The sequence below is a fragment of the Variovorax sp. Soil_C_17 genome, assembly GCF_057657265.1.
In genome coordinates this window covers 263228-289298 of record NZ_JBDGIT010000005.1, presented here as the reverse complement: position 1 = coordinate 289298, position 26071 = coordinate 263228, and the positions used below count along the sequence as shown (strand labels likewise).

26 protein-coding genes are annotated in these 26071 nt (G+C 68.8%); 25 read left to right on the top strand and 1 reads right to left on the bottom strand.

Annotation, left to right across the window (positions count from 1 at the left end; translation table 11 throughout):
• Positions 1 to 24 precede the first annotated feature (24 nt).
• From AC3A6Y_RS24130 to AC3A6Y_RS24095, 8 genes are all read left to right on the top strand, one after another.
• A complete protein-coding gene (locus tag AC3A6Y_RS24130; protein WP_487870774.1) occupies positions 25 to 885 on the top strand; it encodes a branched-chain amino acid ABC transporter permease in 861 nt (286 codons plus the stop codon).
• The gene (locus AC3A6Y_RS24125; RefSeq protein ID WP_487870773.1) at positions 882 to 1844 is read left to right on the top strand and encodes a branched-chain amino acid ABC transporter permease; all 963 of its coding nucleotides are present in this window, start codon (positions 882 to 884) and stop codon (positions 1842 to 1844) included. Before AC3A6Y_RS24130 ends, AC3A6Y_RS24125 begins: the two co-directional genes overlap by 4 nt.
• Complete coding sequence (locus AC3A6Y_RS24120) at positions 1841 to 2611, top strand: ABC transporter ATP-binding protein (RefSeq protein WP_487870772.1); 771 nt, start codon at positions 1841 to 1843, stop codon at positions 2609 to 2611. Before AC3A6Y_RS24125 ends, AC3A6Y_RS24120 begins: the two co-directional genes overlap by 4 nt.
• On the top strand, positions 2604 to 3359 hold the full coding sequence (locus AC3A6Y_RS24115; RefSeq protein WP_487870771.1) for an ABC transporter ATP-binding protein: 756 nt from the start codon (positions 2604 to 2606) through the stop codon (positions 3357 to 3359). Before AC3A6Y_RS24120 ends, AC3A6Y_RS24115 begins: the two co-directional genes overlap by 8 nt.
• A complete protein-coding gene (locus tag AC3A6Y_RS24110) occupies positions 3356 to 4078 on the top strand; it encodes a type 1 glutamine amidotransferase (RefSeq protein ID WP_487870770.1) in 723 nt (240 codons plus the stop codon). The genes AC3A6Y_RS24115 and AC3A6Y_RS24110 overlap by 4 nt, the downstream gene beginning before the upstream one ends.
• A 287-nt stretch (positions 4079 to 4365) precedes the next feature.
• Positions 4366 to 6006: an amidohydrolase gene (locus tag AC3A6Y_RS24105; RefSeq protein ID WP_487870769.1), complete on the top strand. Its 1641-nt coding sequence runs from the start codon at positions 4366 to 4368 to the stop codon at positions 6004 to 6006.
• 77 nt (positions 6007 to 6083) lie between these two features.
• Entirely contained in the window at positions 6084 to 7571 is a 1488-nt protein-coding gene (locus AC3A6Y_RS24100; protein WP_487870768.1) for a P-loop ATPase, Sll1717 family, read from the top strand.
• A 2-nt stretch (positions 7572 to 7573) separates the two neighbouring features.
• The gene (locus AC3A6Y_RS24095) at positions 7574 to 9643 is read left to right on the top strand and encodes a sensor histidine kinase (RefSeq protein ID WP_487870767.1); all 2070 of its coding nucleotides are present in this window, start codon (positions 7574 to 7576) and stop codon (positions 9641 to 9643) included.
• Here the strand turns inward: AC3A6Y_RS24095 and AC3A6Y_RS24090 are convergent.
• Positions 9562 to 10278: a response regulator gene (locus AC3A6Y_RS24090; protein WP_487870766.1), complete on the bottom strand. Its 717-nt coding sequence runs from the start codon at positions 10276 to 10278 to the stop codon at positions 9562 to 9564. The two genes, AC3A6Y_RS24095 and AC3A6Y_RS24090, sit on opposite strands and share 82 nt — an antisense overlap.
• Positions 10279 to 10539: 261 nt before the next feature.
• Here AC3A6Y_RS24090 and AC3A6Y_RS24085 point away from each other — a divergent pair, with 261 nt between their 5' ends.
• The 17 genes from AC3A6Y_RS24085 (at position 10540) to AC3A6Y_RS24005 (ending at position 26071) form a co-directional block, all read left to right on the top strand.
• Positions 10540 to 10671: a hypothetical protein gene (locus tag AC3A6Y_RS24085; protein ID WP_487870765.1), complete on the top strand. Its 132-nt coding sequence runs from the start codon at positions 10540 to 10542 to the stop codon at positions 10669 to 10671.
• A 607-nt stretch (positions 10672 to 11278) separates the two neighbouring features.
• Positions 11279 to 12343 carry a sigma 54-interacting transcriptional regulator gene (locus AC3A6Y_RS24080; protein ID WP_487870764.1) on the top strand — a complete coding sequence of 355 codons (1065 nt, stop codon included), beginning with the start codon at positions 11279 to 11281 and terminating at the stop codon, positions 12341 to 12343.
• A 301-nt stretch (positions 12344 to 12644) separates the two neighbouring features.
• Entirely contained in the window at positions 12645 to 12935 is a 291-nt protein-coding gene (locus tag AC3A6Y_RS24075) for a hypothetical protein (protein WP_487870763.1), read from the top strand.
• 24 nt (positions 12936 to 12959) lie between these two features.
• A complete protein-coding gene (locus tag AC3A6Y_RS24070; RefSeq protein WP_487870762.1) occupies positions 12960 to 14585 on the top strand; it encodes a phage tail sheath family protein in 1626 nt (541 codons plus the stop codon).
• A 16-nt stretch (positions 14586 to 14601) separates the two neighbouring features.
• Entirely contained in the window at positions 14602 to 15126 is a 525-nt protein-coding gene (locus AC3A6Y_RS24065) for a phage tail protein (protein ID WP_093103603.1), read from the top strand.
• 26 nt (positions 15127 to 15152) lie between these two features.
• Positions 15153 to 15863 (top strand): hypothetical protein, encoded by a 711-nt coding sequence (locus AC3A6Y_RS24060; protein ID WP_487870761.1) that lies wholly within the window; start codon positions 15153 to 15155, stop codon positions 15861 to 15863.
• Positions 15864 to 16078: 215 nt separating this feature from the next.
• Positions 16079 to 16561: a hypothetical protein gene (locus AC3A6Y_RS24055; RefSeq protein ID WP_487870760.1), complete on the top strand. Its 483-nt coding sequence runs from the start codon at positions 16079 to 16081 to the stop codon at positions 16559 to 16561.
• On the top strand, positions 16558 to 17895 hold the full coding sequence (locus tag AC3A6Y_RS24050) for a Pvc16 family protein (RefSeq protein WP_487870759.1): 1338 nt from the start codon (positions 16558 to 16560) through the stop codon (positions 17893 to 17895). The genes AC3A6Y_RS24055 and AC3A6Y_RS24050 overlap by 4 nt, the downstream gene beginning before the upstream one ends.
• Entirely contained in the window at positions 17892 to 19820 is a 1929-nt protein-coding gene (locus AC3A6Y_RS24045; protein WP_487870758.1) for an ATP-binding protein, read from the top strand. The genes AC3A6Y_RS24050 and AC3A6Y_RS24045 overlap by 4 nt, the downstream gene beginning before the upstream one ends.
• A gap of 36 nt (positions 19821 to 19856) precedes the next feature.
• Positions 19857 to 20132, top strand: coding sequence for a hypothetical protein (locus tag AC3A6Y_RS24040; RefSeq protein WP_487870757.1), 276 nt, complete (start codon positions 19857 to 19859; stop codon positions 20130 to 20132).
• Positions 20129 to 20548 (top strand): hypothetical protein, encoded by a 420-nt coding sequence (locus AC3A6Y_RS24035; protein ID WP_487870756.1) that lies wholly within the window; start codon positions 20129 to 20131, stop codon positions 20546 to 20548. The genes AC3A6Y_RS24040 and AC3A6Y_RS24035 overlap by 4 nt, the downstream gene beginning before the upstream one ends.
• A gap of 56 nt (positions 20549 to 20604) precedes the next feature.
• Positions 20605 to 23061 (top strand): eCIS core domain-containing protein, encoded by a 2457-nt coding sequence (locus AC3A6Y_RS24030; RefSeq protein ID WP_487870755.1) that lies wholly within the window; start codon positions 20605 to 20607, stop codon positions 23059 to 23061.
• A complete protein-coding gene (locus tag AC3A6Y_RS24025; protein WP_487870754.1) occupies positions 23058 to 23717 on the top strand; it encodes a CIS tube protein in 660 nt (219 codons plus the stop codon). Before AC3A6Y_RS24030 ends, AC3A6Y_RS24025 begins: the two co-directional genes overlap by 4 nt.
• On the top strand, positions 23717 to 24088 hold the full coding sequence (locus tag AC3A6Y_RS24020) for a LysM domain-containing protein (protein WP_487870753.1): 372 nt from the start codon (positions 23717 to 23719) through the stop codon (positions 24086 to 24088). The genes AC3A6Y_RS24025 and AC3A6Y_RS24020 overlap by 1 nt, the downstream gene beginning before the upstream one ends.
• Positions 24078 to 25217 (top strand): hypothetical protein, encoded by a 1140-nt coding sequence (locus AC3A6Y_RS24015; RefSeq protein ID WP_487870752.1) that lies wholly within the window; start codon positions 24078 to 24080, stop codon positions 25215 to 25217. Before AC3A6Y_RS24020 ends, AC3A6Y_RS24015 begins: the two co-directional genes overlap by 11 nt.
• A 13-nt stretch (positions 25218 to 25230) precedes the next feature.
• Positions 25231 to 25740, top strand: coding sequence for a phage baseplate assembly protein V (locus AC3A6Y_RS24010; protein WP_487870751.1), 510 nt, complete (start codon positions 25231 to 25233; stop codon positions 25738 to 25740).
• Between the two features lie 10 nt (positions 25741 to 25750).
• Positions 25751 to 26071, top strand: coding sequence for a hypothetical protein (locus AC3A6Y_RS24005; protein ID WP_093103621.1), 321 nt, complete (start codon positions 25751 to 25753; stop codon positions 26069 to 26071).

Genomic DNA, 26071 nt, shown 5'->3' with positions numbered 1-26071 from the left:
AAACACCTTCGAGACACACCCTCCATGGCGATCGTGCTCTTCGACGGAGTGGCCTATGGCATGCTCCTCTTCCTCATCGGCGTGGGCCTGTCGATCACGATGGGCCTGATGAACTTCGTCAACCTCGCCCACGGCGCCTTCGCGATGGTGGGCGGCTATGCCGCCAGCCTGGCGATGCAGCATGCGGGCCTGGGCTTCTTCGCTGCGCTGGCCGTGGCCTTCGTCGCGGCGGCCGCCATCGGCGCGGTGCTGGAGTTCGCCTTCTTCCGGCACCTGTACCGCTCGCATCCGCTCGACCAGGTGCTGCTGTCCATCGGCGTGGTGTTCGTCGCCATCTCGGTCGCCACCTACTTCTTCGGGCCGTCGATGCGGGCCTTCACGCTGCCGCCTTCGCTGGAGGGGCGCGTGAACCTGCTCGGGCTGGAGGTGGGGCGCTACCGCCTCTTCCTGGTCGCCAGCGGCCTGGCCGTGCTGGCGGCCCTGCTGCTCGTGCTGAACAAGACGCGCTATGGCGCGATGGTGCGCGCGGCCGTCGACAACCAGCGCGTGGCCGCCGGAACCGGCATCCACGTTCAGCGGCTCTTCTTTCTCACCTTCTCCTTCGGCTGCGGCCTGGCGGGCCTGGGCGGCGCGCTGAGCCTCGGCCTGCTCGGGCTCGAACCCTCCTTCGCCTTGAAGTACCTCATCTACTTTCTCATCGTCGTGTGCGTCGGCGGCGCGGGCACCATCAGCGGACCCTTCCTCGCCGCACTGCTGGTCGGCATCGTGGACGTGGCGGGCAAGTACTACCTGCCCGGCGCCGGCGCCTTCCTGGTCTACGCGGTGATGGTCGCGATGCTGCTGGTGCGCCCCAACGGCCTCGTCCCCCGGAAAGGCCTGGCATGAAAACGCTGACCATTCCCCGCGCGCGCCTGCCCTGGTTCGAGGCGCTGTTCTGGCTGGCGCTGGCTTGCAGCTCGCTGCTGATGCCCGACAAGCTCACGCTGCTCAGCCAGATCCTGATCTTCGGCCTGTTCGCGGTGTCGCTGGACATGGCGCTGGGCTATGCCGGCATCCTCACCGTGGGCCACGCCGCCTTCTTCGGCATGGGCGCCTACGCGGCCGGCTTGCTCGCAAAGCACGGCTGGGCCGAGCCCTTCTCGGGGCTGCTGCTGGCGCTGTTCGTCTGCGCCCTCCTCGGCTATCTGCTGAGCTACCTCGTGGTCCGCGGCGCGGACCTCACGCGCCTGATGATCACCATCGGCGTCTGCGTGCTGCTGGCCGAGCTGGCCAACCGCCTCAGCGGCATCACCGGCGGCACCGACGGCCTGCAGGGCATCGAGATGTGGCCGGTGTTCGGCCGCTTCGACTTCGACCTGTGGGGCCGCACCGCCTTCTTCTACAGCTTCGGCGTGGTGCTTGCCATGTTCCAGCTGGTGCGGCGCGTCCTGCATTCGCCCTTTGGCCTCGCGCTGCGCGGCATCCACGACAGCCGCAAACGCATGCTGGCGATCGGCTCGCCGGTGGAAGCGCGGCTGCGCCTGGCCTACTGCTTCTCGGCGGCGATGGCCGGCGTTGCGGGCGCGCTGCTGGCGCAGACCACCCAGTTCGTGGGCATCGAGTCGATCGGCTTCAATCGCTCGGCCGAGATCCTCATCATCCTGGTGCTGGGCGGAGCCGGCCGGCTGTACGGCGGCATCGTCGGTGCGATCGTCTACATGCTGGTTCACGACGTCTTCGCCGACATGAACCCGCAGTTCTGGATGTTCTGGCTCGGCATCTTCCTGATCGCCGCGGTCATGCTCGGCCGTGGCGGCATCATGGGCATGTTGTCGCGCCTGGTCGTGACGAAGGGGCCGCAATGACACGCGCGGCCACCCCGTCGCTGCGCACGCAGGGCCTGGGCGTTCGCTTCGGCGCGTTCGCCGCCGTCACCGACGTCAACCTCACGCTGGAGCCCGGCGCCCGCCAGGCGCTCATCGGTCCCAATGGCGCCGGCAAGACCACGCTGATCAACCTGCTGACCGGCGTGCTCCGGCCCACCAGCGGAACGATCCACTTCGGTGATCGCGACATCACGCCGCTGTCCTGCGACCGCCGGGCCCGTATCGGACTGGCGCGCACCTTCCAGATCAACACGCTGTTCCCGAGCCTGACGCCGCTGAGCTCGATCGTGCTGGCGATCTGCGAACGCGACGGGCTGGCCTCCACCTGGTGGCGGCCATTGCGTCGGCTCACCCGGGTGTACGACGAAGCCCATGCGCTGCTGGGACGGCTCAAGCTCGATGCGCTGGCCGATACGCCGGTGGCCGCCCTCGCCTACGGCAAGCAGCGCCTGCTGGAGATCGCGCTGGCCATGGCGGCCAGGCCCCGCATCCTGCTGCTGGACGAGCCGGCCGCCGGCGTGCCGGAGGACGAGAGCGGCGAGCTGTTCGAAGTGATCTCCGAGCTGCCGCATGACATCAGCATCCTCTTCATCGAGCACGACATGGACCTCGTCTTCCGCTTCTCCCGGCGCATCTCGGTCCTGGTGGCCGGCAGCGTGCTGACCGAAGGCACGCCGCGCGACATCGCGGCCGACGCGCGCGTGCGCGAGGTCTACCTCGGGTCCTCGGGAGCGGTGCATGCCTGAGCTGCTGGCCTTCGACACGCTCACCGCGGGCTACGGCAACGCCGTGGTGCTGGACCGGCTTTCGTTCTCCCTCGACGAAGGCCGAAGCCTCGCCGTCCTGGGACGCAACGGGGTGGGCAAGACCACCCTGCTCGAAACGCTGATGGGCAACACCCGCGTGATGGGCGGCGCCATCCGCTGGCTGGGACAGGACATCGTCCGGCTCGCGCCGCACCAGCGCGCACGCGCCGGACTCGGCTGGGTGCCCCAGGAGCGCGAAGTGTTCCCGTCGCTCACGGTGGAAGAGAACCTTCTCGTCGTGGCGCGGCGCGGGCCGTGGCACTTGCGGCGCGTCTACGAGCTCTTTCCGCGGCTGAAGGAGCGGCGCGGCAACTACGGCAATCAGCTATCGGGCGGCGAACAGCAGATGCTCGCGATCGGCCGTGCGCTCATGACCAATCCGCGCCTGCTGCTGCTCGACGAGCCCATGGAAGGACTGGCGCCTCTTATCGTGGAGGAGCTGGCCCGCGCCATCCGTGCCCTGGGCGAGCGCGAGGGCCTGGCCTGCATCGTGGTGGAACAGCACCCGGTGCTTGCGCTCTCGATGACGCAGCAGGCCATCGTGCTGGAACGCGGCACCCTGGTGCACGCGGGCGACAGCGTCGGCCTGGCGCGCGACGCGGCATTGCTGCACCGCCTGCTCGGCGTCGGCATCGAGGAGGGGCCGCAGGCGCAGCAGCAGGAGCGGCTGCAGGTGGCGGCGGCATGAAGCCCGTCGCGATCTTCCAGCACACCGAGATCGGCGCGCCTGGCAGCGTCCCCGCGATCCTGGACGCGCTGCAGTTGCCCTGGCGCCTGATACGGATCGTCGCCGGCGACCCCGTGCCCGCCGATGCCGGCGCGTTCTCGGGCCTGGTGTTCATGGGCGGCTTCATGAGCGCCAACGATCCGCTTCCCTGGATCGCGCGGGAGATCGCGTTGATCCGCGAGGCAGCGTCCGCCGGCTTACCGGTCTGCGGCCACTGTCTGGGAAGCCAGATCGTGGCAGCGGCGCTGGGCGGCAGCGTGCGGCGCAATGCCCAGCCCGAGATCGGATGGAACTGCATCACCGTGGACGACACGCCGACGGCGCAGGAATGGTTCGGACAAGCCTCCGGTGCGCCCGTGCGGGTGTTCCAGTGGCATGCCGACACCTTCGAACTGCCGCCCGGCGCCGAGCGCATCGCCACCGGCACGCACTGCGAGAACCAGGCCTTCGTGATGGATGAGCGCCACTTGGCCATGCAGTGTCACCTGGAGATGACGCCGCAGCTGGTGGCGCTCTCCGTGGAGCGCAACGGACCGCAGCTGGACCGGGCGCTTCGCGCCGGTCATCCCGCAGTGACGTCGCGCGAGCAGACCCTGGCCGATCTGCCTGCAAGAACGAACGGCATGAAGTCCGTCCTGCATCGCCTGTATTCCCGCTGGGCGGAGGGCCTGCCGCGATGAGTCTTTCTCAGCCCCCCTCGTTTCCGCGCAATTCAACGACAAGAAGGATGAGAACGATGGACATCGCCGGACGAAGAGTGGTGCAGGAGGCCGCCGCCTCTGTGCGTCGCATCCAGGACCTGGTTTCCTGAACTCAACTGGAAGGAGCTGAAGTGACTCGAATCTCGAACCCATCTCGCATGCGGGCCGTCGCCGCCGCAATCACACGCCGCGCGTGGACGGCTGCGGCACTCGCCGCGGGCCTTGCCCTCGCGGGCTGCGCACACGTAGGGTCATCCAACCCCGACGTGATCTACGTCAACGGGAAGATCATCACCGCGGACCAGGACTTCTCCATCGCTCAGGGCGTCGCCATCAAGGATGGCCGCTTCGTCGCCGTCGGCAGCAGCGAGGCGATGCGCCAGCTCGCGTCCCCGACCACGCGCGTGGTTGACCTCGGGGGCCGCGCGGTGGTCCCGGGTCTGATGGACAGTCACACCCACATGGACGGAGCCGGCACCGTGGAGACCAGCGCCCAGGTGATCAAGGCCACTACGGTGGCCGAGGCCCAGGCCATCATCGGCAACTTCATTCGTGACAAGAAGGTGCCCGCGGGCCAGTGGGTGCAGACCAGCCGCTGGCATCCGCCGTCGCAGCTGAAGGAGCAGCGCTATCTGAACCGCCAGGAGATCGACGCGGTCGCTCCCGATCATCCCGTCTTCGTGCAAACCGTCGGCCACTTCGCCATGGCCAACAGCAAAGCCCTGGCAGCCGCCGGCATCACGCGCCACACGCCCGACCCGGTCGGAGGAAAGATTCACCGCGATGCCACGGGCGAGCCCACGGGCGTGCTCGAATCGACCGCTATCCAGATCGTCGAGAAAATCGTTCCCCCGCCGACCTTCGAGCAGGGCGTGGCGCAGAACATCGCGGCGCAGCGCGTGTACAACCGCTCGGGCATCACCAGCACAGTGGTCGCTGGACTCAACGAGGAGCAGATCCGCGCTTATTTCACGGTCGCCGAGCGCGGTCAATCCACAGTCCGCGCCGGCATGTTCTGGCGAATTCCCGCGGGCAGCGCAGAGGAGTTCGAGAAGACCTTGAAGGCAGCGAAGTACAAGGAGAACCAGGGCAACGCATGGGCGCGGTTGGCCGGCATCAAGCTGGTATCGGACGGCGGGATGACACTCAAGTCGGCCTTCATCCGCAGCAACTATGCCAACGAGCCCCAGAACCACGGCATGGTCGCGGTCGACCCCTCCACCTACCTGCGCAACGTGCAGCTGGCGAATCGCCACGGCTGGCGCGTGCACACCCACGCGGTGGGCGATGCGGCCGTCGACCTGACGCTCAAGGCCTACGCGGCAGCCGATCAGGACCTTTCAATCCGCGGCCGCCGCTTCAGCGTGGTGCACGGCAGCCTCATCGCGCCGGACCAGATCGCACAGGCCAAGAAGCTGGACGTGCGGGTCGACGCACAGAACGCCTTCTTGTGGGACAAGGCGGCGACCGTGGAGCGCTACATGGGGCCGCTGCTGGCCAACCGCGCCGTACCGACCCGCCAGCTGGTCGACGCGCTCGGCATCGGCGGCACGGCCGCGGGCACGGACAACGAGGTCAACCTGCTGAACCCCTTCGTCGGCATGTACCTGATGGTGACGCGCAAGGACCCGCGCGGCAAGGTGTACGGCGCCGACCAGAAAGTGTCGCGCGAGGAGGCGCTGCGGCTCTACACCAATGCCGGACCGTACTTGACCTTCGAAGAGAGTGCGAAGGGCGCGATCACACCCGGGCGCTTCGCGGACATGGTGGTGCTGTCGGCCGACTACCTGAGCGTGCCCGAAGAGCAGATCAAGGAAATCGTCGCGACGCAGACGATCGTCGGTGGTCGGGTGGTCTACGACGATCTGGCCAAGCAGCAGGCGTACGCCAGGCAGGTGCAGCATTGAGCGAATCCTCCAACTGAGGGTTTCTGAACGGGGGCCGACGCGAGACAATTCATGCACCTTGCACCACGGGGTGACCAATGAAAATCGACCTTGGCGATCCGTCATTGTTTGGCAACGATGCCGGCGAGGACGAGGAGGAGTCGGTGCTGCTCTCGTACTTCGTCGAGCAGCCTGCCTTCGGGCCCTTCCTGAGCGACAGGGATCTGTCGATCGTCAACGGGCGCAAGGGCACTGGGAAATCCGCGCTCCTGCTGCGTCTTGCACACGAGCTGCGCAGCAAGCCGGGGCCTGAGCGCCCAGTGGTGCTCCATCTGGTTCCCTCCGAACTCGTGGCCCTCAAGGACCCGCCCGCCTCGGATGACCACAACATCCTCGTGAACTATTGGAAGCAGGTCATGTGCGGGGCCATCAACATGGAACTGGCGCATGACATCGGCTTCGCTTGGTCCGACAACCAGATGGCGCTGGTGGAGTCGGCGGAAATCGCCGGATTCAAGGGGCGGGACCTGCTCAGTTCCTTGGTGTCCCGACTGGTGGGGAAGGTGAACGTAGGCGGCGTCGAGCTCACCAACACGCCGCGCCCCAGCCCCAACCATCAGCAGCTGCTGCGCCGGCTGGACCGGGAGCAGGGACTTCGCCGACCCGTCTGGTTTCTGCTGGACGACCTGGACGCCAGGTATACCAATTCGCCGGCACAACGGGCTTTCATCTCCGCGTTCTTTTCGGCTGCGCGATATCTGGCCAATGAGACGCAAGGCGTGAGGGTGCGCGCGACCGTACGCAGCGACGTGTGGACCAGCCTCGCCGACTGCGAGGAGATGGACAAGGCCGAACAATACCGCATCGAGATCGTGTGGAGCGGCAGCCAGCAGAAGATCCTGCTTGCGCAGCGTGTGCTGGCCTATGTTTGCCGCAAGTACCCCGAGGACCCCGCAGCCAGTGCGCTGACGGCGAGGAACCATGCGGACGAGCTGATCGGGCTGGCCTTCGCGGACAAGATGAAGTGGGGAAGGTCCATGGTGCCACCCGATCACGTGGTCAGGATACTGGGCGGGGGCCGACCACGCTGGATTGCTCAGTTGTGCCGAATGGCGGGTCTCAATGCGGTGCGCGAGGGCAAGGATCGCATCGCCGTTCAGCACATCACCCAGGCGATGGGAGAGTTTGGCAGGCGCAGGCTGTCCGACCTGTACAAGGAACATCATTTTCAGTTTGGAAGTGCGCATGAGCTGCAAGCTTTGATCGAGTCCTTCGCCGGCGGCGCCAGGCGCTACTCCACGGATGAACTGCTCAAGCAGATCGAGTCGAACTACGTGGCGAGGCACGGCGCGGACAAGGTCCCGGCGGTGGACGGCAATCCGTATGTGCGGCCCCTGCAGATCGCGAAGTTTCTCTACCGGTGCGGCTTCATCAACGGCAACAATTCCTCGAAGGCGCGCCTGGAGGCGCCCGAGTTCATCACCTACGATCTGCGCCGGGACCTGCTCGAGGTCGCCACCAACCTGGACGACGGGATGAGCTGGGAAGTACATCCGGCCTATCGCAACGTGCTGCAGATCAACTAGCCATGCGAATCCGGGCCTTACTCGAGGAGAAACGCCCCTTCCGGCGGGCGCTGCTGACGGGTGCGCTCCTGCTGATCTGCTACGGGGTCGTCACGCTTCCGCTCGAGTGGCATGCGTTGCTGAGTTCGGGCGGGCGCAATCGCACGACCTCACAAACACTGGAGCTGCTGCAGGCCCTCGCCGCGGGACAGCCAGTGCGCGACGAACATCGGCTGCTCGTGTTCCTGGCGGGCGAGCTCGCGACACTGGCAGCGGCGCTGCTGGTCGCGGCAGCGGCGCTGCTGGTGTCCAGCAAAGAAGAACAGACCACCCGGGGCGCGCGCTTCCTTGTTGTGCTCGCCGGCGCGTTTGTGATGCTGAGCCTACCCGCGCATCTTCCTTTCCTGCTGCCGCACGTGAAGGAGTTCCGGCCGAACGGGACTGTGCTCACGCAAGCGGAGTACTCGCGCGCTTGGCGCGATGCGATCACCCAGGTGTGGTCGGTAGTGCTGCTGCTGGCCATTCCCGTGCTGGCTTCAGGCCGCATTCCACTGCGCTTCAAACTTGTGGTGACGATGCTCGCGGGACTTGCGGTGCTGACGGCCTACTTGCCCCATGTCGAACATCGCGGCAGCCGCACTGACAACGAGCTGGTCATCTTCGGCGCAGCGCTGCTAACAGTTCTATATCTGGGCCACCAGGTGTACGTGTCGCTGCGACACGAATCGCAGATGCGCCGCAAGACAGAAGCGGCACTCGACACGGCGCGGGAGGAGCGCCGCCGCTACGAAGAGCAGTCCCAGGCTGCCGTGGCGGCGCTGGGCGCCATGCAGCGTCGCCTGACGCTGCGCGAAGATGGGCGGGCCAACTTCCTGGCCGCGGCGGCTCACGATCTGCGGCATCCGTTGACATCCGCGGTCATCTATGCGGATCTGGCAATCATGGAGATGAAAGCGCTGCATGCAGGACATGGGGCAGCACTCGGTCACCTGGATGTTCTGCGCGCGGAGATCGGAGCGCTGGCGAGAGCCTTTGATGCAATCCTCGATTACTCTTACCTTGAGACCGGGCGGGTCACTGCGCACCCGCAGCCTTGCCGGCTTTGCGATATTTTCGGCGAATTGGACAGGCGCTTCGCGCCACTGGCGCACAGGCGAAATCTGGATCTGAGCTTCGTGTATCCGTCCGAGGGCTGCGTGGTGGAAACCGACCCAGGCCTGCTGACGAGGGTGCTGTCGAACCTGCTGTCGAACGCCATCAAGTGCACGCCGGCGCATCTTTCGACCAGGTCGGCCAAGGGGCGCCATGACATCTTCGTGCGATCCCGACAGCAGGGCCTGATGTCGACGGTGTATGTGGCTGACAGAGGTCCGGGCATCCCCGACGACAAGCTGGATGCAATCTTCGACGCCGGAGTGCAACTGGACAATCATCAGCGGGAGCGCAACGAGGGATTCGGACTGGGCTTGGCCACCGTCCGCAGCATCGTCGCGCGCGCCCTGACCGATCACACCGTTCGTGTGCACTCCATCGTTGGCCGAGGGACGCACTTCATGGTGGACGTTCCGCTGTTGTTCCTGGCGGCACCAGCGCCGGTGCTCTCCGAAGGCCGAGACATGGATCCGGATGCCCTCGGAGCCAAGAGCCTGGACGGCGCTCTGGTGGCCGTCGTCGAGGACGACGCATCCCTGCGGCGGGGATTGACGACTCTGATCAGGAGCGCAGGTGCCTACGTCGTGGACGAGGGCAGCCTAAAGGACATGGCGACCCGGCTGTCCGAGGCCGACAGGTTGCCTGACATTCTCCTGACCGACTATTGCCTACCTGGTGGGAAAACCGGCGCCGACGCCATCGACATGGTGCGGGCCGCCTGCTTCGGAAGGCAGATTCCCGCGTTGGTGCTTACCGCGGATGGCGATGCGGCGGCGGAAGCCCTTCGGGACAAGCCGGGCGTGGTGGTGCTGAGAAAGCCGGTTGACGCACCGGTGCTGATCGCACGCCTGGCGACGCACTATCGACCTCGGCCGTCGCCTTTGGAAGACTTGACGATCGCGTCGTCCTCGAATGCCATGCCGGCCCGCGCCACCTCGTAGATCAACTCCTTGGCGTTCTCGACCTTGAAATCACGGCACATGTCGGACACGTACTCCTTCACAGTGGCTTCGGTGATGTCCAGCTCGTGAGCAATGCGCTTGTAAGGCATGCCTCGAACGTGCCGGGCGAGCACCCTGTAGTGGGAGGGCCGCAGTCCCAGCTGCGCTCCGCTGCGGACCGTCGGCGTGCGCGCTGCGCCCGCGCCTGCGGCACCTGCTCTGGCGCCGTGGATGAAAACCCCACCCGCCTCCATGTTCATCAAGGCGAGCTTGAATATTTCCGCGCTGTCGGCGGTCCCCTTGGCCAGATAGCCAGCCGCACCCATGCCGATGAGCTCCTCGACCCCTTTGCGATCGAGCCTTTCCCCCGTCATGACCACGACAGGAATGTCGTCGAACTCGTCGCCTGCTTTCAGGGTTTTGAGCAGCTCTTTGCCTGCTTCGGGGTCGTCCTCGAAGCGAAGATCGAGGAATACGAGATCGGGGTGATGGTCACGGACCTGCTGCAGGCCCTCCGTCGGCGATCTGGCGTGAAGGATTTCGAGGTCGGGATTGACGAGGCGCAGGTACAGCGCGGCACCCTCGCGAACCATGCCATGGTCATCGATCAGAAGAATTGTCTTGTAACGGGTCATGGGCATAGAGAGGAGGATTGGGCTCCATGCTAGCGGGCGCAGTCCGCCACTGCAGCCCTCCCAAGGGCGGTGGCCAACGCGACGAAGGTAGGGTTCGCCGCCGACGAATGAAGGGGATCCAGGACGGGTGATGGCACCCTGCCTCGGCGGGCCCTTGATCGGGTAGTCAGCCAGGCAATGCTCGTCCAAAATTCACCCATCGCCGGGACAAAACGACAACCCCTCCGAGCGATTTTGCAACCCATTGAGAAGGAGAGCACCATGCCTGAAACCTACGTGCTGAACGACTTTAGCCGCTCCGGTCAATTGATCGGAGAAGTGGCCGCCACCTGCTGCGGCCATTTCCTGAGGGCGGCCGGTCGAGCTTGTCGCGGGATGGCGCTCCCCACCTGAGCATGGCAGATGCGAAGCAACTGACCATGCAATCCGGGGGCACATCGCCCGATGCCGGACGAAAAGTTGGTTGAGAAGTCAGGGAGATCGATGCCCCGTGAGTGGTGATGCCCCTCACGGGGCATCGACGCTTTCGGCGGGACGGCGGTGGTCCGGGTTGCACGGCTCGGTGGCACTCCTGGAGTATTGAAACCCCGGGTTCGGCAGGAGACGCCAAACTTCTGACTCACGTCTCTAGTTCGTTTGGCAGATGCGCGCTCTGCCCTGTAGACGGATGATGGGCGCCCTTCGTTGGTTTCGAGGGGAGTCGTGTCGGTAGTCTTGAGCCGCATGCGGCGCACTTTCTTGTCCACCGGAGCAGCGCCGCATTTCGATCGGAGCGAACACATTGCTGCGCATGCCACTCAGTGCCGGGTGATCCAAGCTGTGGTTCGGTCACCGGGCCTCAGGCGCGTTCGCAGCTGGCTCGACTGGATTAGAAGCGCTCGGGGAGGTGGGTCGCCGTGCGGGAGCGCAATCTCGCGCGACGTGGGATGTCGCCATGGCAAAGAGCAAGGGCGTGTGCTCTCCAAGGTCATGCGATCGGCGGGTTGAGGACGGACGAAGAATGCGCACAAACAGCTCTTCATACACGCAGAACGCAGGCTGTCCAGAGGCCGATAGTGACGGCCATCCCGGTACGGCGCTGACGCAGAATCTTGTCGGCCGCAGCGCACCCTTTCGCGAAGCCATGGAGCTCGTGAAGCTCTACGCCGCGTGGTCCGCGCCGCTGCTGATCGCCGGTGAAACCGGCACCGGCAAGGAGTTGGTCGCGCGCGCGGTGCACTACCAGAGCCAGCGCCGGCATTGCCCCTTCATCCCGGTCAACTGTGCGACGCTGCCCGACACACTGGTCGAGAGCGAGTTGTTCGGCCACACCCGCGGCGCCTTCACCGACGCCAGCCAGGCGCGCCAGGGCCTGGTGCGCCTGGCCGAGGGCGGGACGCTGTTCCTCGATGAAGTGGAAGCGCTGTCGCCGCGTGGCCAGGGCGTGCTGCTGCGCTTTCTGCAGGACTCCAGCTACCGAGCGCTAGGCGGCAACCAGTTGCATCATGCGGACGTGCGCATCGTCGCGGCCTCCAACGTCGACCTGCACGAGAAGGCGGCGGCGCGCACGTTCCGTGACGACCTGCTGTACCGGCTGGATGCCTTCCGCGTCAGCCTGCCGCCGCTGCGCGAGCGTCTTGACGACCTGACCCTGCTGGTGCCGCACCTGCTGGCCAAGGCGGCGCAACAGACCGACGGCTCGGCGCGCCGCATCGGCGAGCCCGGCCTGGCGCTGCTTCGTGCCTACGACTGGCCCGGCAACGTGCGCCAGCTGGAGCACGTGCTGCTCAAGGCCCATGTGGTCTGCCAGGGATCCGAGGTCGGCGCCGACGATCTGCGCCGATGCGCGCCCGAGCTGGCCCAGGTTGGCGTCTGCGCTGTGCCAGCCGCCACGCCTCCGCATTCGCTGCGCGCGGCCAAGCGCGCAGCCGCCGACCAAGCCGAGCGCCGCTTCATCGAGGACTGGCTGTCGCGGACGGCCGGCAACATCAGCGAGGCCGCACGGCTGACCGGCATCGAACGGGCCTCGCTGAGTCGACTTGTCAAGAAATACGGCGTCAAGGCGCGCGCGCTCGGTAGCGCTTAGCGCCGCCTCCGTTTCCCCTCCCCCGCACTTCTCCACTGTTTGGTGGATGGGAGCTTGCGCCGCTCGCGCGGCCCCATGTCGACGCAAGCACACCCGTGTCCGCCTCGGCACGCACCCGATTCGCAACAGCGGCTCTTCGGAAACCGCCAACGCAGCGGCTGCGGACGACCATGCGGGGCCTGTGTATCCGGCCGCACACCAAGCCCAGGGATCTTTAAAAAACCTCAATCGAATCAATCACTTGCCATTGACAAGCAGGTGGCACGCTTGCTGCAGGCTGATGCGTTCGTGACTTCGTGGGGTGGACTTGAATGCCCGGCGCGACGACCTGACGGCGGTGACGGAAGTGGTGGCGGCCCTGGGCCGCTACGTGCGTGCGAATCCGCAGGCCTGCGACACGCTCGCGGGCATCGCCGCCTGGTGGCTGCCGCGGACGGCGAGGAGTTCGCCAGACGTTGTCGGCAAGGCGCTGGCCGCGCTCGTGGCCAGCGGCGAAATGGAGTGCGCATTCGGTCCGGACGGCCAGACGGTGTACCGCGCCGCCAAGTCCGCAGGCCATGAGGGATCGCAGGCGGAGCCGCCAGGCTCTTGATCATCAATGGATGGAGGGGAATGTATGCCCAGTGCCCTGAGTTACCCAGGCGTCTACGTGGAAGAAGTGCCCAGTGGCGTGCGCACGTTGACCGGTGTGGCCACCTCGATCACGGCCTTCGTCGGCCGGGCTGCCTCCGGTGCTACCAACGACCCGTTGATGCTGACCAGCTTCGCAGACTACGAGCGCCGGTTTGGTGGCCTGGCCGTGGACTGCCCCATGTCCTATGCAGTGCGCGACTTCTACCTGAACGGCGGCGCGCTGGCGCTGGTCGTGCGGCTGGTCGGCACGGCGGCCGATCCGGATGCGGCCGACGCGCCGGCTGCGGCCTCGGCCGCCACGCTCACGCTGCCGGCCGGCGGCGACAATCTCGTGCTGACGGCGGCCAGCCTGGGCGCCTGGGGTGGCCGGCTGTCGGCCGCAGTGGACCATGGCACCGACAGCGGCTTGCCGGCCGCCGACACCACGCGCTTCAACCTGCGCCTGCGCTACCGCGTGCGGCCGGGCCGAGACGACTTCGTGTTCGAGACCATCGGCGCGGTGTCCACCACCGCCGGCGACCCGCGCTACCTGCCGCTGGTGCTGGAGCGCGAATCCACGCTGGTGCGGGCGCTGGGCGCGGTGCCGGCGGCGCGGCCCGCCTCCACCGTCACGCCGACCACCATCACATGGATCGACGCCGCCGGCGGCGACGACGGCCCCCCGCTGCGCGCCGAGGACCTGCTGGGCAATGCCGCCGGCCGCACCGGCATCCATGCACTGGCCCATGCCGACCTGTTCAACCTGCTGGTGATCCCGCCGCTGGCGCGCAACACCACCACCCTGCCGTCTACCTACGCCCCGGTGCCGGCCAACGTCTGGCAGGCCGCGCTGGCGCTGTGCGTGGAGCGCCGCGCCATGCTGGTCGTCGACCCCGATCCCGGCTGGGCCGTGCCGGCGGCCAGCGCCGTCGCCAATGCGCAGACCGGTCGCACCGGGCTCAACCTCAGCGGCCCCGGTGCGCGCAATGCCGCGCTGTACTTCCCGTGCCTGCGCATGGTCGACCCGCTGCGCGACAGCCGTGTCGACACCTTCATGCCCGGCGGCGCGGTGGCCGGCATCATGGCGCGCACCGACGTGGCGCGCGGCGTCTGGAAGGCGCCGGCCGGGCTCGACGCGGCGCTCAACGGCGTGCAGGACCTGCAGATCAACCTGAACGATCTGCAGAACGGCCAACTCAATCCGCTGGGCATCAACTGCTTGCGCTCGATGGGTGTGAACGGCCGCGTGATCTGGGGCGCGCGCACCCTGCGCGGCGCCGATGCCAGCGCCGACGAATACAAGTACGTGCCGGTGCGCCGACTCGCGCTGTTCCTCGAAGAAAGCCTGTACCGCGGCACGCAATGGGTGGTGTTCGAGCCCAACGACGAGCCGCTGTGGGCGCAGGTGCGCCTGAACCTCGGCGCCTTCATGCAGGGGCTGTTCCGCCAGGGTGCGTTCCAGGGCGCCTCGGCGCGCGACGCCTACTTCGTCAAGTGCGATAGCCAGACCACCACGCAGGCCGACATCAACCTGGGCGTGCTGAATGTGGTCGTTGGCTTTGCGCCGCTGAAACCGGCCGAGTTCGTGGTCATCAAGATCCAGCAGATGGCCGGCCAGATCCCAACCTGATCGAGGAAAGAACGACATGGCACAGTTCAGCGTCAACGCCACCCGCTTCGACCCCTACAAGAACTTCAAATTCCGCGTCAAATGGGACGGCCGCTACGTGGCCGGCATCTCCAAGGTCGGCGCGCTCAAGCGCAGCACCGAACCGGTGGAGCACCGCGAGGGGGGCGATCCGTCGTCCACGCGCAAGTCCCCGGGCCGCACCAAGTTCGAGGCCATCACGCTGGAGCGCGGCGTCACGCACGACGTGGAGTTCGAGCGCTGGGCCAACAAGGTCTGGAACTTCGGCTCCGGGCTGGGCGCCGAGGTGTCGCTGGCGAACTTTCGCAAGGACCTGATCATCGAGGTCTACAACGAGGCCGGCCAGCTCGCCATCGCCTACAAGGTGTTCCGCTGCTGGGTGTCGGAGTACCAGGCGCTGCCGGACCTGGACGCCAACGCCAACGCCGTCGCGATCCAGACCCTGAAGCTCGAGAACGAGGGCTGGGAGCGCGACTACGACGTGGTCGAACCGGCCGAGCCTACCTTCAACGAACCCGCCTGAACGACGACCCGATGCGGAGGGTGGCGATGCGCGCGCTGGCCGGCTCTGAACTGCTGTCGCTGTGGGAGCGTGGCGCCGGCCGCCACGCGCTCGACCGCAGCGCGCTGCTGGCCGCCGCGGCCCGCCCCGACTGGCCGGCCGAGGCCATCGCCGACCTGCCGCTGGGTGCGGTCAACGCCAGCCTGCTGCAACTGCGCGCGGCCTGCTTCGGCCCGCGCATCGGCGGCCATGCCGACTGCCCGCGATGCGGCCAGCGCCTGGCCTTCGCGCTGGACGCGCGGGACTTGCTCGCCCCTGCCCATGACGACGACCCGACCCCGCGCGAGGCCGAGGTCGCCGGCCTGCGCGTGCGCGCGCCCAGCCTGCGCGACCTGGCGGCCGTGGCGGCCGACGCCGATGCCGAACACGCCGCGCGCCAGCTACTCGCACGCTGCATCCTGACCGGCGATGCCACGCGATTGGATGATGCGGCGCTGCGGGCCGTCGAAGAACGGCTGGACGCGCTGGACCCGCAGGCCGACCTGGCGCTGGCCCTGCAGTGCGTGGCCTGCGGTCATGCCGACCTGGTGCAGTTGGACGCTGGCCAGCTGCTGTGGGAAGAGATCGAGGCACGCGCGCTGGCACTGCTGCGCGAGGTGCACCAGCTGGCCAGCGCCTACGGCTGGAACGAGGCGCAGATCCTGGCGCTGACACCGGCGCGGCGGGCCAGCTACCTGGCCATGGTGGGGGCGGCATGACGGGCCTGCTGCACCGCCTGGCCCAGCGCGCCACCGGCAACGCTTGGACAGTGCGCTCGGACGTGCGCTTGCCGTTCGGTGCGGATAGCCTCGAACGGCCGCCGAACGACACGGCGCCGCCGCTGATGGAAGCGGCTGTGCCCGAGCCCCACGCGCCCGCGCGGCCCCGGCCGCCCGAGCCAGCTTCGCTCGTCACAACCGCGCCAGAGCAAGCCATGCCACCCTTCGTGCAATCGTCCGCCGTCGCCGCTCGGGCCGGGCGCGTGTCCCCCGTGGAGGCCGAGGCTGCGGCGACGCGCGGGCCGGTGGCCGCGACGACGCCCGCCCAGCCCCATGGCGCCCCCGGCACGGCCGCTGTTCCGGCCGCTGCCATGCCCACCATGGCGTCCCTGCACACACTCGCCCGGCCGCAGTCCACGCCCGCGCCCCGCCGCGAGGAACCTGCGCCGCTGCTCCCGCCGCAGCCCAGCACCGCAGGCCGGGCCGCGCCACTGGCGCAGACGGTGCGGGGCCCGGCAGCGTTCGCCTTCCGGCCGGCACCGCAGGCTGCTGCCAGCCAGGAAACCGAGGTCCACATCCACATCGGCCGCATCGATGTGACGGCCTTGCACGAAGCGCCCCGTCCCAAGGCCCGCCCGCGCGAGCGCGCGCAACCCGTGTCGCTGGACGCCTTCCTTGCCGCGAGGAGCAAGACATGAGCACGGCCCTGGCCATCGCCGGCGTCAGCGCCGTGCTGCGCGACCTGCTCAACGACGGGCTGGTCAACGGCAACGTCAGCGGCGTGCTGGGCTCGAGCGTCACGGTCAGCCTGCTGGCGCCCGACCGCGTGGTGCCCACCGGCGGCACCGAGGCCTCGCAGCTCAACCTGTTCCTCTACGGTGTGACGCCCAATGCCGGCTGGCGCAACGAGGCCCTGCCCTCGCGCGACGGTGCCGGCCGCGCGCGGCTCACGAACCCGCCGCTGGCGCTCGACCTGCACTACCTGCTGTCGGCCTACAGCGCCGGAGACCTGCATGCCGAAATCCTGCTGGGCTACGCCATGCAGTTGCTGCACGAGACGCCGGTGCTCACGCGCGAGGCCATCCGCACGGCGCTCGACCCCTCGCCCGCCACCGGCGCCACCTTGCCGCCGGCACTGCGCGCGCTGTCCGAAGCGGGCCTGGGCGAGCAGGTGGAGCTGATCAAGATCACGCCACAGCACCTGAACAACGAGGAGATGTCCAAGCTCTGGACCGCCACGCAAAGCCACTTGCGCCCCAGCATGGCCTACAGCGCCTCGGTGGTGCTGATCCAGGCCCGGCGCCCTGCCCGCACGCCGCTGCCGGTGCTCACGCGCGGCCGCATCGATGAAGACACGGGGCGCGAGACCGGCATCGCCGTGCAGCCCAGCCTGCTGCCCGGCGTGCCGGTGCTGGTGCGCGCCGTGCCGCCGCTGCGCCAGCCGGTGGCAGCCATCGGCGACACCGTGGCCCTGCAGGGCAGCCTGCTCGACGGCGATGACCGCGAAGCCTGGCTGCGCAACGACCGCTTCGACGTCACGCAGGTGCTGCCGGTGCTCGCCCCCGCGCCGGACCGCCCTGCCGCCACCGTGGCCGCCTTCTCGCTGGCCGGCCAGCAGGCCGCGCTACCGGCCGGCGTGTACCGCGTGAGCCTGCGCCTGACGCGGCCCGATGCGCAGGGCGAGGACCGGCTGCACGAGACCAACGCGCTGCTGCTGACGCTGGCGCCGCGCATCACCAACCTGCCGCAGACGGTGGCGCGCGCGGGCAACGGCTCGGCGAGCGTCTCGATCCAGTTCACGCCCGATCTGCACGAAGGCCAGCGCGCGGTGCTGGTGCTGGGCGCGGCGCAGGTGCTGCCGCAGACGGCAGGCGCCACGCCGAGTTCGCTGGTCTTCGTGATCCCCGACGCGCCGGTCGGCGTGCATCTGGCGCGCCTGCGCATCGACGACATCGACAGCCCGATCATCGACATGGACTTCGAGCCGCCGGAACTGCCGCGCTTCCTGGAACTGACGGTGGAGATCACGTGAACGCGCCCGACCGCCTGCTCGCCTGGAGCGGCGCCAACCAGCGCCTGCTGGTGGCGGAGTTCGCGCGGCTGGCGGCGCTTTTGGGAGACGGTGTGCGCGACGCAGCCGCGGCGCAAACCGAGGCCGCCGCGCTGCGCGCCGCCATGCCGGCACCGGCGGCCATCGACACGCTGGCGGCGCTGTTCGCGCTCAGCGCCTTCGAGCGCGACCTCCTGCTCTTGGTGGCCGGCGTCGAGATGGATGCGCGCATCGCCGCTCTGTGCGCCCAGGGCGGCAGCCAGCCGCATCGGCCGTGGGCCAGTTTCGGCCTCGCGCTGGCGGTACTGCCGCAGCCACACTGGAGCGCCATCGCGCCGAATGAGCCGCTGCGCCGCTGGCGCCTGCTGGAGGTCGACGAGGGCACCGGCATCGCCGGCGCCCGGCTGCGCCTGGAAGAGCGCGTGCTGCACTTCATCGCCGGGCTGAATGCGCTGGACCACCGCCTGCAGCCGCTGCTGCAGCCGCAGCCGCCGGCCGGCGCCATGGGCCGGGACCAGCAAGCCGCGGTCGCGCAATTGCTCGCCCGACTGCGCGGCGCCACCAGCCGCCTGCCCGCCATCGTGCTCGACGGTGACGATGCCCCCGGCCAGCACGACGTGGCCGCGGCCGTCGCGGGCGGACTGGGCGCCGGCCTGTACCGATTGCGTGCGACCGACGTACCGACGGCCGCCGCCGAGCAGGCCGCTTTCGCAGCGCTGTGGTTGCGCGAGGCTGCGCTGCTGGGCTGCGGGCTGTTGATCCACTGCGAGGAGCGCGAGGCGCAAGCAACCGTGGCGCGCCTGCTGGAGCGCCTGAGCGGCCTCGTCTTCGTCAGCGGCCACGAATTGGCGCTGGGCGACACGCCGCAACTGCGCCAGAACATCGCGCGACCCGAGGCGCCCGAACGGCTGCAGCTGTGGCAGGCCGCGCTGGCCGACAAGGCCGCGGCGCTGGGGCCGGTGGTCGACACGCTGGCCACGCAGTACCGCCTGGGCGCGCGCCGCATCGCGCAGATCGCCGCCCAGGCACGCGGCGACGACGCAGCCGCCAACGCCGCAGCGCTGCACGAGGCCAGCCGCGGCCCGGCCCATGGCATGCCCGGCCTTGCCCGGCGCATCGACACCCGCGCGCGCTGGTCCGACCTGGTGCTGCCCGAGGCCCAGCAGGCCGTGCTGCGCCAGATCGCGGCCCACGCGCGCCACCGGCTCACGGTGCACCACCAATGGGGCTTCGCCGCCCAGGGCGCGCGCGGGCTGGGCATCGCGACGCTGTTCTGGGGGGACAGCGGCACCGGCAAGACCCTGGCCGCCGAAGTCATCGCCTCGGAACTCGGCCTCGCGCTCTACCGCATCGACCTGTCGGCCGTGGTCAGCAAGTACATCGGCGAGACCGAGAAGAACCTGCGCAAGGTCTTCGACGCGGCCGAGGAAGCCGGCGCCATCCTGCTGTTCGACGAGGCCGACGCGCTGTTCGGCAAGCGCAGCGAGGTCAAGGACAGCCACGACCGCTATGCCAACATCGAAGTCAGCTACCTGTTGCAGCGCATGGAGGCCTACGGCGGCCTGGCGATCCTGACGACCAACCACAAGGCCGCGCTGGACGCCGCGTTCCAGCGCCGCCTGCGCTTCGTCATGCACTTCCCGTTCCCGGACCAGGCGCAGCGCGAAGGCATCTGGCGCGCGGTGTTTCCGGCCGGCGCGCCGCTCCATGCAGACATCGACCATCCAAAGCTGGCGCGGCTGAACGTCGCCGGCGGCACCATCCGCAACATCGCGCTGGCCGCCGCTTTCCTGGCCGCCGAGGCCGGCACGCCCATCGGCATGGCCACGCTGCTGCAGGCTGCGCAGCTGGACGCGGCCAAGCGCGACAAGCCCTGTTCGGACGCAGAAACGCGGGGGTGGGTCTGAGGACCCGCAACGCTTGACGGAATCAGCGAGCACGCCATGCCACGCATCGTCCTCCATATCGACCGGCTGGTGCTGCGCGGGGTGGAGCGCGCCGATGCCGCGGCCGTCTCCGACGCGCTGCAGGCCGAGCTGCGCGCGCTGCTGGCCCTCGGCGGCAGCCCGCTGGTCACGCAAGGCAACGCCCATGCGCTGCAGGCCGGGAAGGTCCGGCTGCCTCACGACGCCGGCGCCGCGGCCCTGGGCCGCGGCGTGGCCATGCGCATCGCGGACGGCCCCGCGAGCCCGGCTGGCAGCAAGGCAGGTGCGCCATGACCGCCGCCCTCGCCGCACGCACATCCGGCGCCGAACGAACGCAAGGCGGCGGCGCGCAACGCTGGCTGCAGCGCAGGAGCGAGCGCGACATCGAGGACGCGATCCGCTTCAACCGGCGCCGGTTCGGCGATCCGTACGCGCCGGCGGTGATCCGCGACGTGATCGGCGTGTCGCGCTTCCCGGCGGTGTCGGACCGCGACCTCGCGCTGGGCGTGGCGCGCTGGCAGGGCTCGCACGGTGTGGCGCAGGATGGCCGGCTCGGCGCGGTGACCGTGACCTACGTGGTGGAAGAGCTGCAGGCCGAGGGCAACCCGGGCGACGCGGCACTGCTGATCGCCGACTTCCCCGACCGCGCCCTGCTGGACATCACCACCGCCTTCTGGATGCTCGACGTGCTGAGCAGGGCCTGCCCATGAGCCGCACGGCCGCTCCGAAGGCTCATAGCACCGCAGCCGAAGGCGAAGGTACTCCAGTGAGCCGATCACGCGCTCCCGCACCTGTCGCGTCGACGACCGCGCCGACCTCTGCCTGGCTGCAACCCAAGCTCTCCATCGGCGCACCGGGCGACCGCTACGAGCAGGAGGCCGACCAGGCCGCCGACCTCGTGATGCAGGGCGGCGGCCGGCCCGCGCTGACGCCGCTGCGCGCGCCGACGGTGCAGCGCGAGGACGAGGAGCGCAAGAAGGAAGCGCCCGATGCCGTGGCGCGCCAAGCGCAGCAACCGGCGCAGGCGCCCGGCGCGCGCGAGAGCGGCCCGGCCGCGACCGCCGCGGTGCAGTCCACGCTGGCCCAGGGCGGCGCGCCGCTGGAGCCGGCGACGCGGCAATTCATGGAGTCGCGCTTCGGCCACGACTTCGGCAGCGTGCGCATCCACGCCGGCGCGCAAGCCGCCGCCTCGGCGCAATCCGTGGGGGCGCGCGCCTACACCGTGGGCGAGGACCTGGTGTTCAATCGCGGCCAGTACGAGCCGGCCACGCCCTCCGGCCGCCACCTGCTGGCGCACGAGCTGGCCCACGTCGTGCAGCAGGGCGACGGCAACGAACTCATGCAGCGCGAGCTCCTCGGCGCGAAGGATCTCGACGATTTCGACACCGACGACTTCGCCGTGCCTGCGCTGGCGAGCTACCTCGCGACGCACGGGCCGGGCAAGATCGAGGACGACAACGACAGCGACGACAAGGCCCGCCGCATCGTGCGGCTGTGGAAGAACAAACAGGCGCCCTTCACGCAGCTCAGCGCGCAGCAGCGGATCCTGCTCATCCAGGAGATGCAGTCCGGCTACACCGGCAACGACGACGAGCGCGCCATCCTGGCGCTGCTGCTGGACGCGCCGCCGGCCGACCTCACGGCGATCTTCGCGGCGATCAACCCGAACGAACTCGACGGCGACTTCCACGGCGACGAAGAGGACACGCTGCGCGACTTCTTCGACCAGAAGTTCGTCGGCGGTCGCAAGTTGGCGCTGGCCGGCCAGCGCAGCCTTCGCCGGGCCAAGGCCGACGAGCCGGAGGTGAAGGCGCCGCCGGCGTTCGAACCACAGCAGGCCCCCGGCCCGCCGCGCCAGGACTACGTGTTCATCATGGGCGACACGCAGGGCGACACCTTCTACCGCAATGCGCTCGGCTTCTTCAAGGCCCACCGGCCGAAGGCGATCATCGTGATCGACAAGCGCAGCCTGGCCGACGTGCTGCTTCACGTCGCCGACAAGATCAAGGCGCCCATCGGCAACCTGTACCTGGTCTCGCATGCCAACGAGGACGGCACGCTGATGTTCGGGCTCAAGCCCCGCGACCCGGACAGCAAGCTGAACGCCACCGAACTGCGCGCGGCCCTGCACCCCACGAACGGCAGCTCCGCGCTGGCGCAGGTCGGCCCGCCCCAGGTCGACCAGTACACCGTGGTGCGCATCAAGGGCTGCGACCTCGGGCGCAACGGCGCCATGCTGGAGCTTCTGGACGAGGCCTTCGGCGGCCACGGCACGGTGATCGCGCCCACGCACGAGCAGACCTACGGCACCGATCCGCAGCTCGGCGACCAGGCCGCCGCCGAGTTCGCGCGCGGCGATGCCGCCTTCAAGAAGAAGCTGGACGCCCAGTTTCCCGAGCCGCCCGCCGTCGACAAGAACCTCAAGGGCAAAGCGCTGGCGGCGGCCCGGAAGGCCCGGGCCCTGGCCCTGGCCAAGCGCAAGGCCGACATCGCGGGCGCGCAGAAGCAGCACGAGGCGCAACGCCGCGCCGCCACAGCCAGGGGGCTGCACTTCGAAGGCTTCTCGGGGCCGCTGTTCCAGCGTCCCGGCGAGGCGAAGTTCGGCGTCGACGAGCTCAAGCCGAAGCTGCTGGCCCTGTATCCCCACCTGTCCGATGCGCAGCGCCAGTCGCTGGCCGACCGGCTGGTGAAGGACGACCCGCGGCCCGAGGCCGTGGCCAGGGCCAACACCACCTTCGAGCAGCAGGGCCAGCGCGTGTACCGCCACGACTTCACGGAGCAAGGCTTCGAGCCGGCCAATGCGAGCGAATTCATGGCCTCGCAGCGCGGCGTGCCGCAAGGCTTCGTTCCCGGCGAGCTCACCTCGACCGCCGTCGAAATCAAGGGTGTGCCCCACCGCAAGTACGAGGTCAAAGGCAGCATGCCCGACGGCGGCACCCAGAGCTTCGACTTCACGACGCGGGTCCTGCTGACCCTCGACCAGTTGGCCGCGAAGGCCCGCGCCACGCTCAACAACCCGGACAAGTACGAGTGGAAACAGGACCGCCAGCACGACGCGGCCGGCAACACCAAGCTGCGGGTCACCGCCAGGCGCGTGGTCGCCTACCTGCACCACGCCAGCCTGGACGCGTCGCCGCACGACCACTTCACGCGGCCCGAGAACGACCCGGCCTTCCACGCGAAGTCGAGCTTCGCGCCACCCCCCGAGAAGCCCGCCCCATGAGCACGACTCCCAATTCCCCCAAGCTCGTCAAAGGCGGCCTGGTGCTGGTCGATCCCGAGTCGGCCCAGGTGCGGCGCGTGATCTCGCTGCAATACAACGCCGACTCGCTCACCCGCAAGCTGCAGGCCCAGTCCGTCGGCGGCGAAGGCACCGACCGCACCGAGCCGACGCGCTTCAAGGGGCCGGCGGTGGAGACCATCAGCTTCGAGGCCGACATCGACGCCACCGACCAGCTCGAGTTTCCGGACCAGAACGCCAGCACGATCGAGCACGGCATCGCGCCGCAGCTCGCGCTGCTGGAGTCGCTGCTGCATCCCAGCGCGACGCAGCTGCAGCGGGTGGACAGCCAGGCCAGCTCCGGCACCCTGGAAATCGCACCCATGCTGGCGCCGCTGATCCTTTTCGTCTGGGGCAAGAGCCGCATCGTGCCGGTGAAGCTGGCGGACTTCTCGATCACCGAGGAGGCCTTCGACCCGGCGCTCAATCCGATCCGCGCCAAGGTCTCGTTCAGCCTGCGCGTGCTGTCGGTGGACGACCTGGGCTTCTCGTCCAAGGGTGGGGCCTTGTTCATGACCTATCTGCAGGGCAAGGAGAGGCTGGCCGCCAAGGTGCAGCCCGTCAGCTTCTCCACGCTCGGCATCGGGGGGATTTCGTGATGCTCGATCCGATCCAGGCCTTCATGCAGGCCAACGGCCTGGTGCAGCCGGCCTTCGCCCCGGACAGCCGCCACCACGGCCTGCCGACCGCGCAGGCCACCTTGCCGGACGGCCGGCAGGTGGTGTTCGTCACGCGGCGCTTCCTGCCGCCGCCGGAGAACTTCGCGCGGATGGCCACCGCCACCGTCGTGGCCGGCGACCGGCTCGACAACCTCTCCGCGCAGCACCTGGGCGCAGCCGAGCAGAACTGGCGCCTGGCCGACCCCAACGGCGCGATGCTGCCCGAGGCGCTGGTGGCCGAAGTCGGCCGCCAACTGGCCATCACGCTGCCAGAGGGCGTGCCCGCACCCGGAGCCGGAGATGTTCGCTAAGGGCATCCAGCTCAGCCTGATGATCGGCCCCATCGTGCCGATTCCGGTGCCGCGGGTGGTAACGGACGCACTCGAGAGCGTCGAGGTGCGCACCGCCACCGGCAGCGCGAGCGGCTTCCAGCTCAAGTTCTCGATCACCGCGCGCTCGGAACTCAACACCATCTTCCTGTTGGCCGGCCTCAACTCGACGCCGTTCACGCCGGCGCTGCGCGTGCTGCTGGTGGTGACGCTCAACGGCCAGGCGCAGCCGCTGTTCGACGGCGTGATGACCAACGTGCAGGTTCAGCCCGGCAGCCAGGGTCAACCGGGCAGCCTGGTCGTGACCGGCGAGGACGTGACCAAGGCCATGGACAAGCAGGACTGGAGCGGCCTGCCCTTCCCGGCCGTGCCGGTGGAGGGGCGCGTGGCGCTGCTGTGTGCCAAGTACGCGCCCTTCGGCCTCATCCCCATGATCATCCCGGTGCTCTTCCCCGATGTGCAGATCCCGATCGACAAGATCCCGGCGCAGCAGGGCACCGACCTGGCCTACATCCGGGAGCTGGCGCGCCAGGTGGGCTATGTGTTCTACGTCGAGCCGGGGCCGACGCCGGGCACCAACATCGCCTACTTCGGGCCCGAACTCAAGATCGGCGTGCCGCAGCCGGCACTGAACGTGGACATGGACGCGCTGACCAATGTCGAGTCGCTGAGCTTCACTTTCGATCCCGAGAAGGGCGTGCTGCCCGTCGTGTTCATCCAGAACCAGCTCACGCGCGTCCCGATCCCGATCCCGATCCCCAACCTGAACCCGCTGCAGCCGCCGCTGGGCGCGCTGCCCACGCCGCTGGCCAACATCAAGTTCATGAAGGACACCGCCAAGATGAGCCCGATGCGGGCGATCTCGGCCGGCCTCGCGGAAGCGGCCAAATCGCAGGACGCGGTGAGCGGCAGCGGCACGCTGGACGTGCTGCGCTACGGCCGGCCGCTCAAGGCGCGCGGACTGGTCGGCGTGCGCGGCGTGGGCATTGCCTACGACGGGCTGTACTACGTCAGCAGCGTGACCAGCAACCTCAGGCGCGGCGAGTTCAAGCAGAGCTTCGAACTCACGCGCAACGGGCTGGTATCGATCACGCCCAAGGTCCCCGTCTGAAGGAGCCCATCCAGTGCCCGAGAAGTTCTATGGCAAGTACCGCGGCATGGTGCTCAACAACATCGACCCGATGCAGATGGGCCGGCTGATGGTGCAGGTGCCCGACGTCGGCGGCGTGATGCCCTCGACCTGGGCCCTGCCCTGCGTGCCGGTGGCCGGCATCCAGAACGGCATGTTCGCCCTGCCGATGATCGGCTCGGGCGTGTGGATCGAGTACGAGCAGGGCGACATCGACCACCCGATCTGGGTCGGCTGCTTCTGGGGCAGCGCGGCCGAGGTGCCGGCGCTGGCGCGGCTGACGCCGCCGGCCGTGCAGGCCATCACCATGCAGACACCGCTGCAGAACGGCCTGACCATCAGTGACCTGCCCGGGCCCAGCGGCGGGATCATGCTCAAGAGCGCGACCGGCGCCACCTTGATCGTCAACGACACCGGCATCTACATCCAGAACGGCAAGGGCGCGTCCATCGTGATGACCGGTCCCACGGTCACCATCAACGCCGGCGCCCTCACCATCGTCTAGGCGCAGCAGCATGTCGGGCCCCCTCCTCCACCTCGGCGCCACCGTCTTGTGCGCGCACGGCGGCCAGGCGACGCCCAGCGCGCCCGTGCCGCGCGTGCTGGTCTCGGGCCAGCCGGTCGCGACGCAGGCGGCGCCCTACCTGGTGGCCGGTTGCGCCTTCTCGCCGCCGCAGGGCAACGGGCCCTGCGTGACGGCGCAATGGATCGTGGCGGCCACGCGCGTGTTCGCCGCCGGACAGCCGGTGCTGCTGATGAGCAGCCAGGCCATCTGCGCGCCCACCGGCACGCCGCTGGTGGCGGTGGCGGCGCAGACCCGCGTCATAGGGATGTGA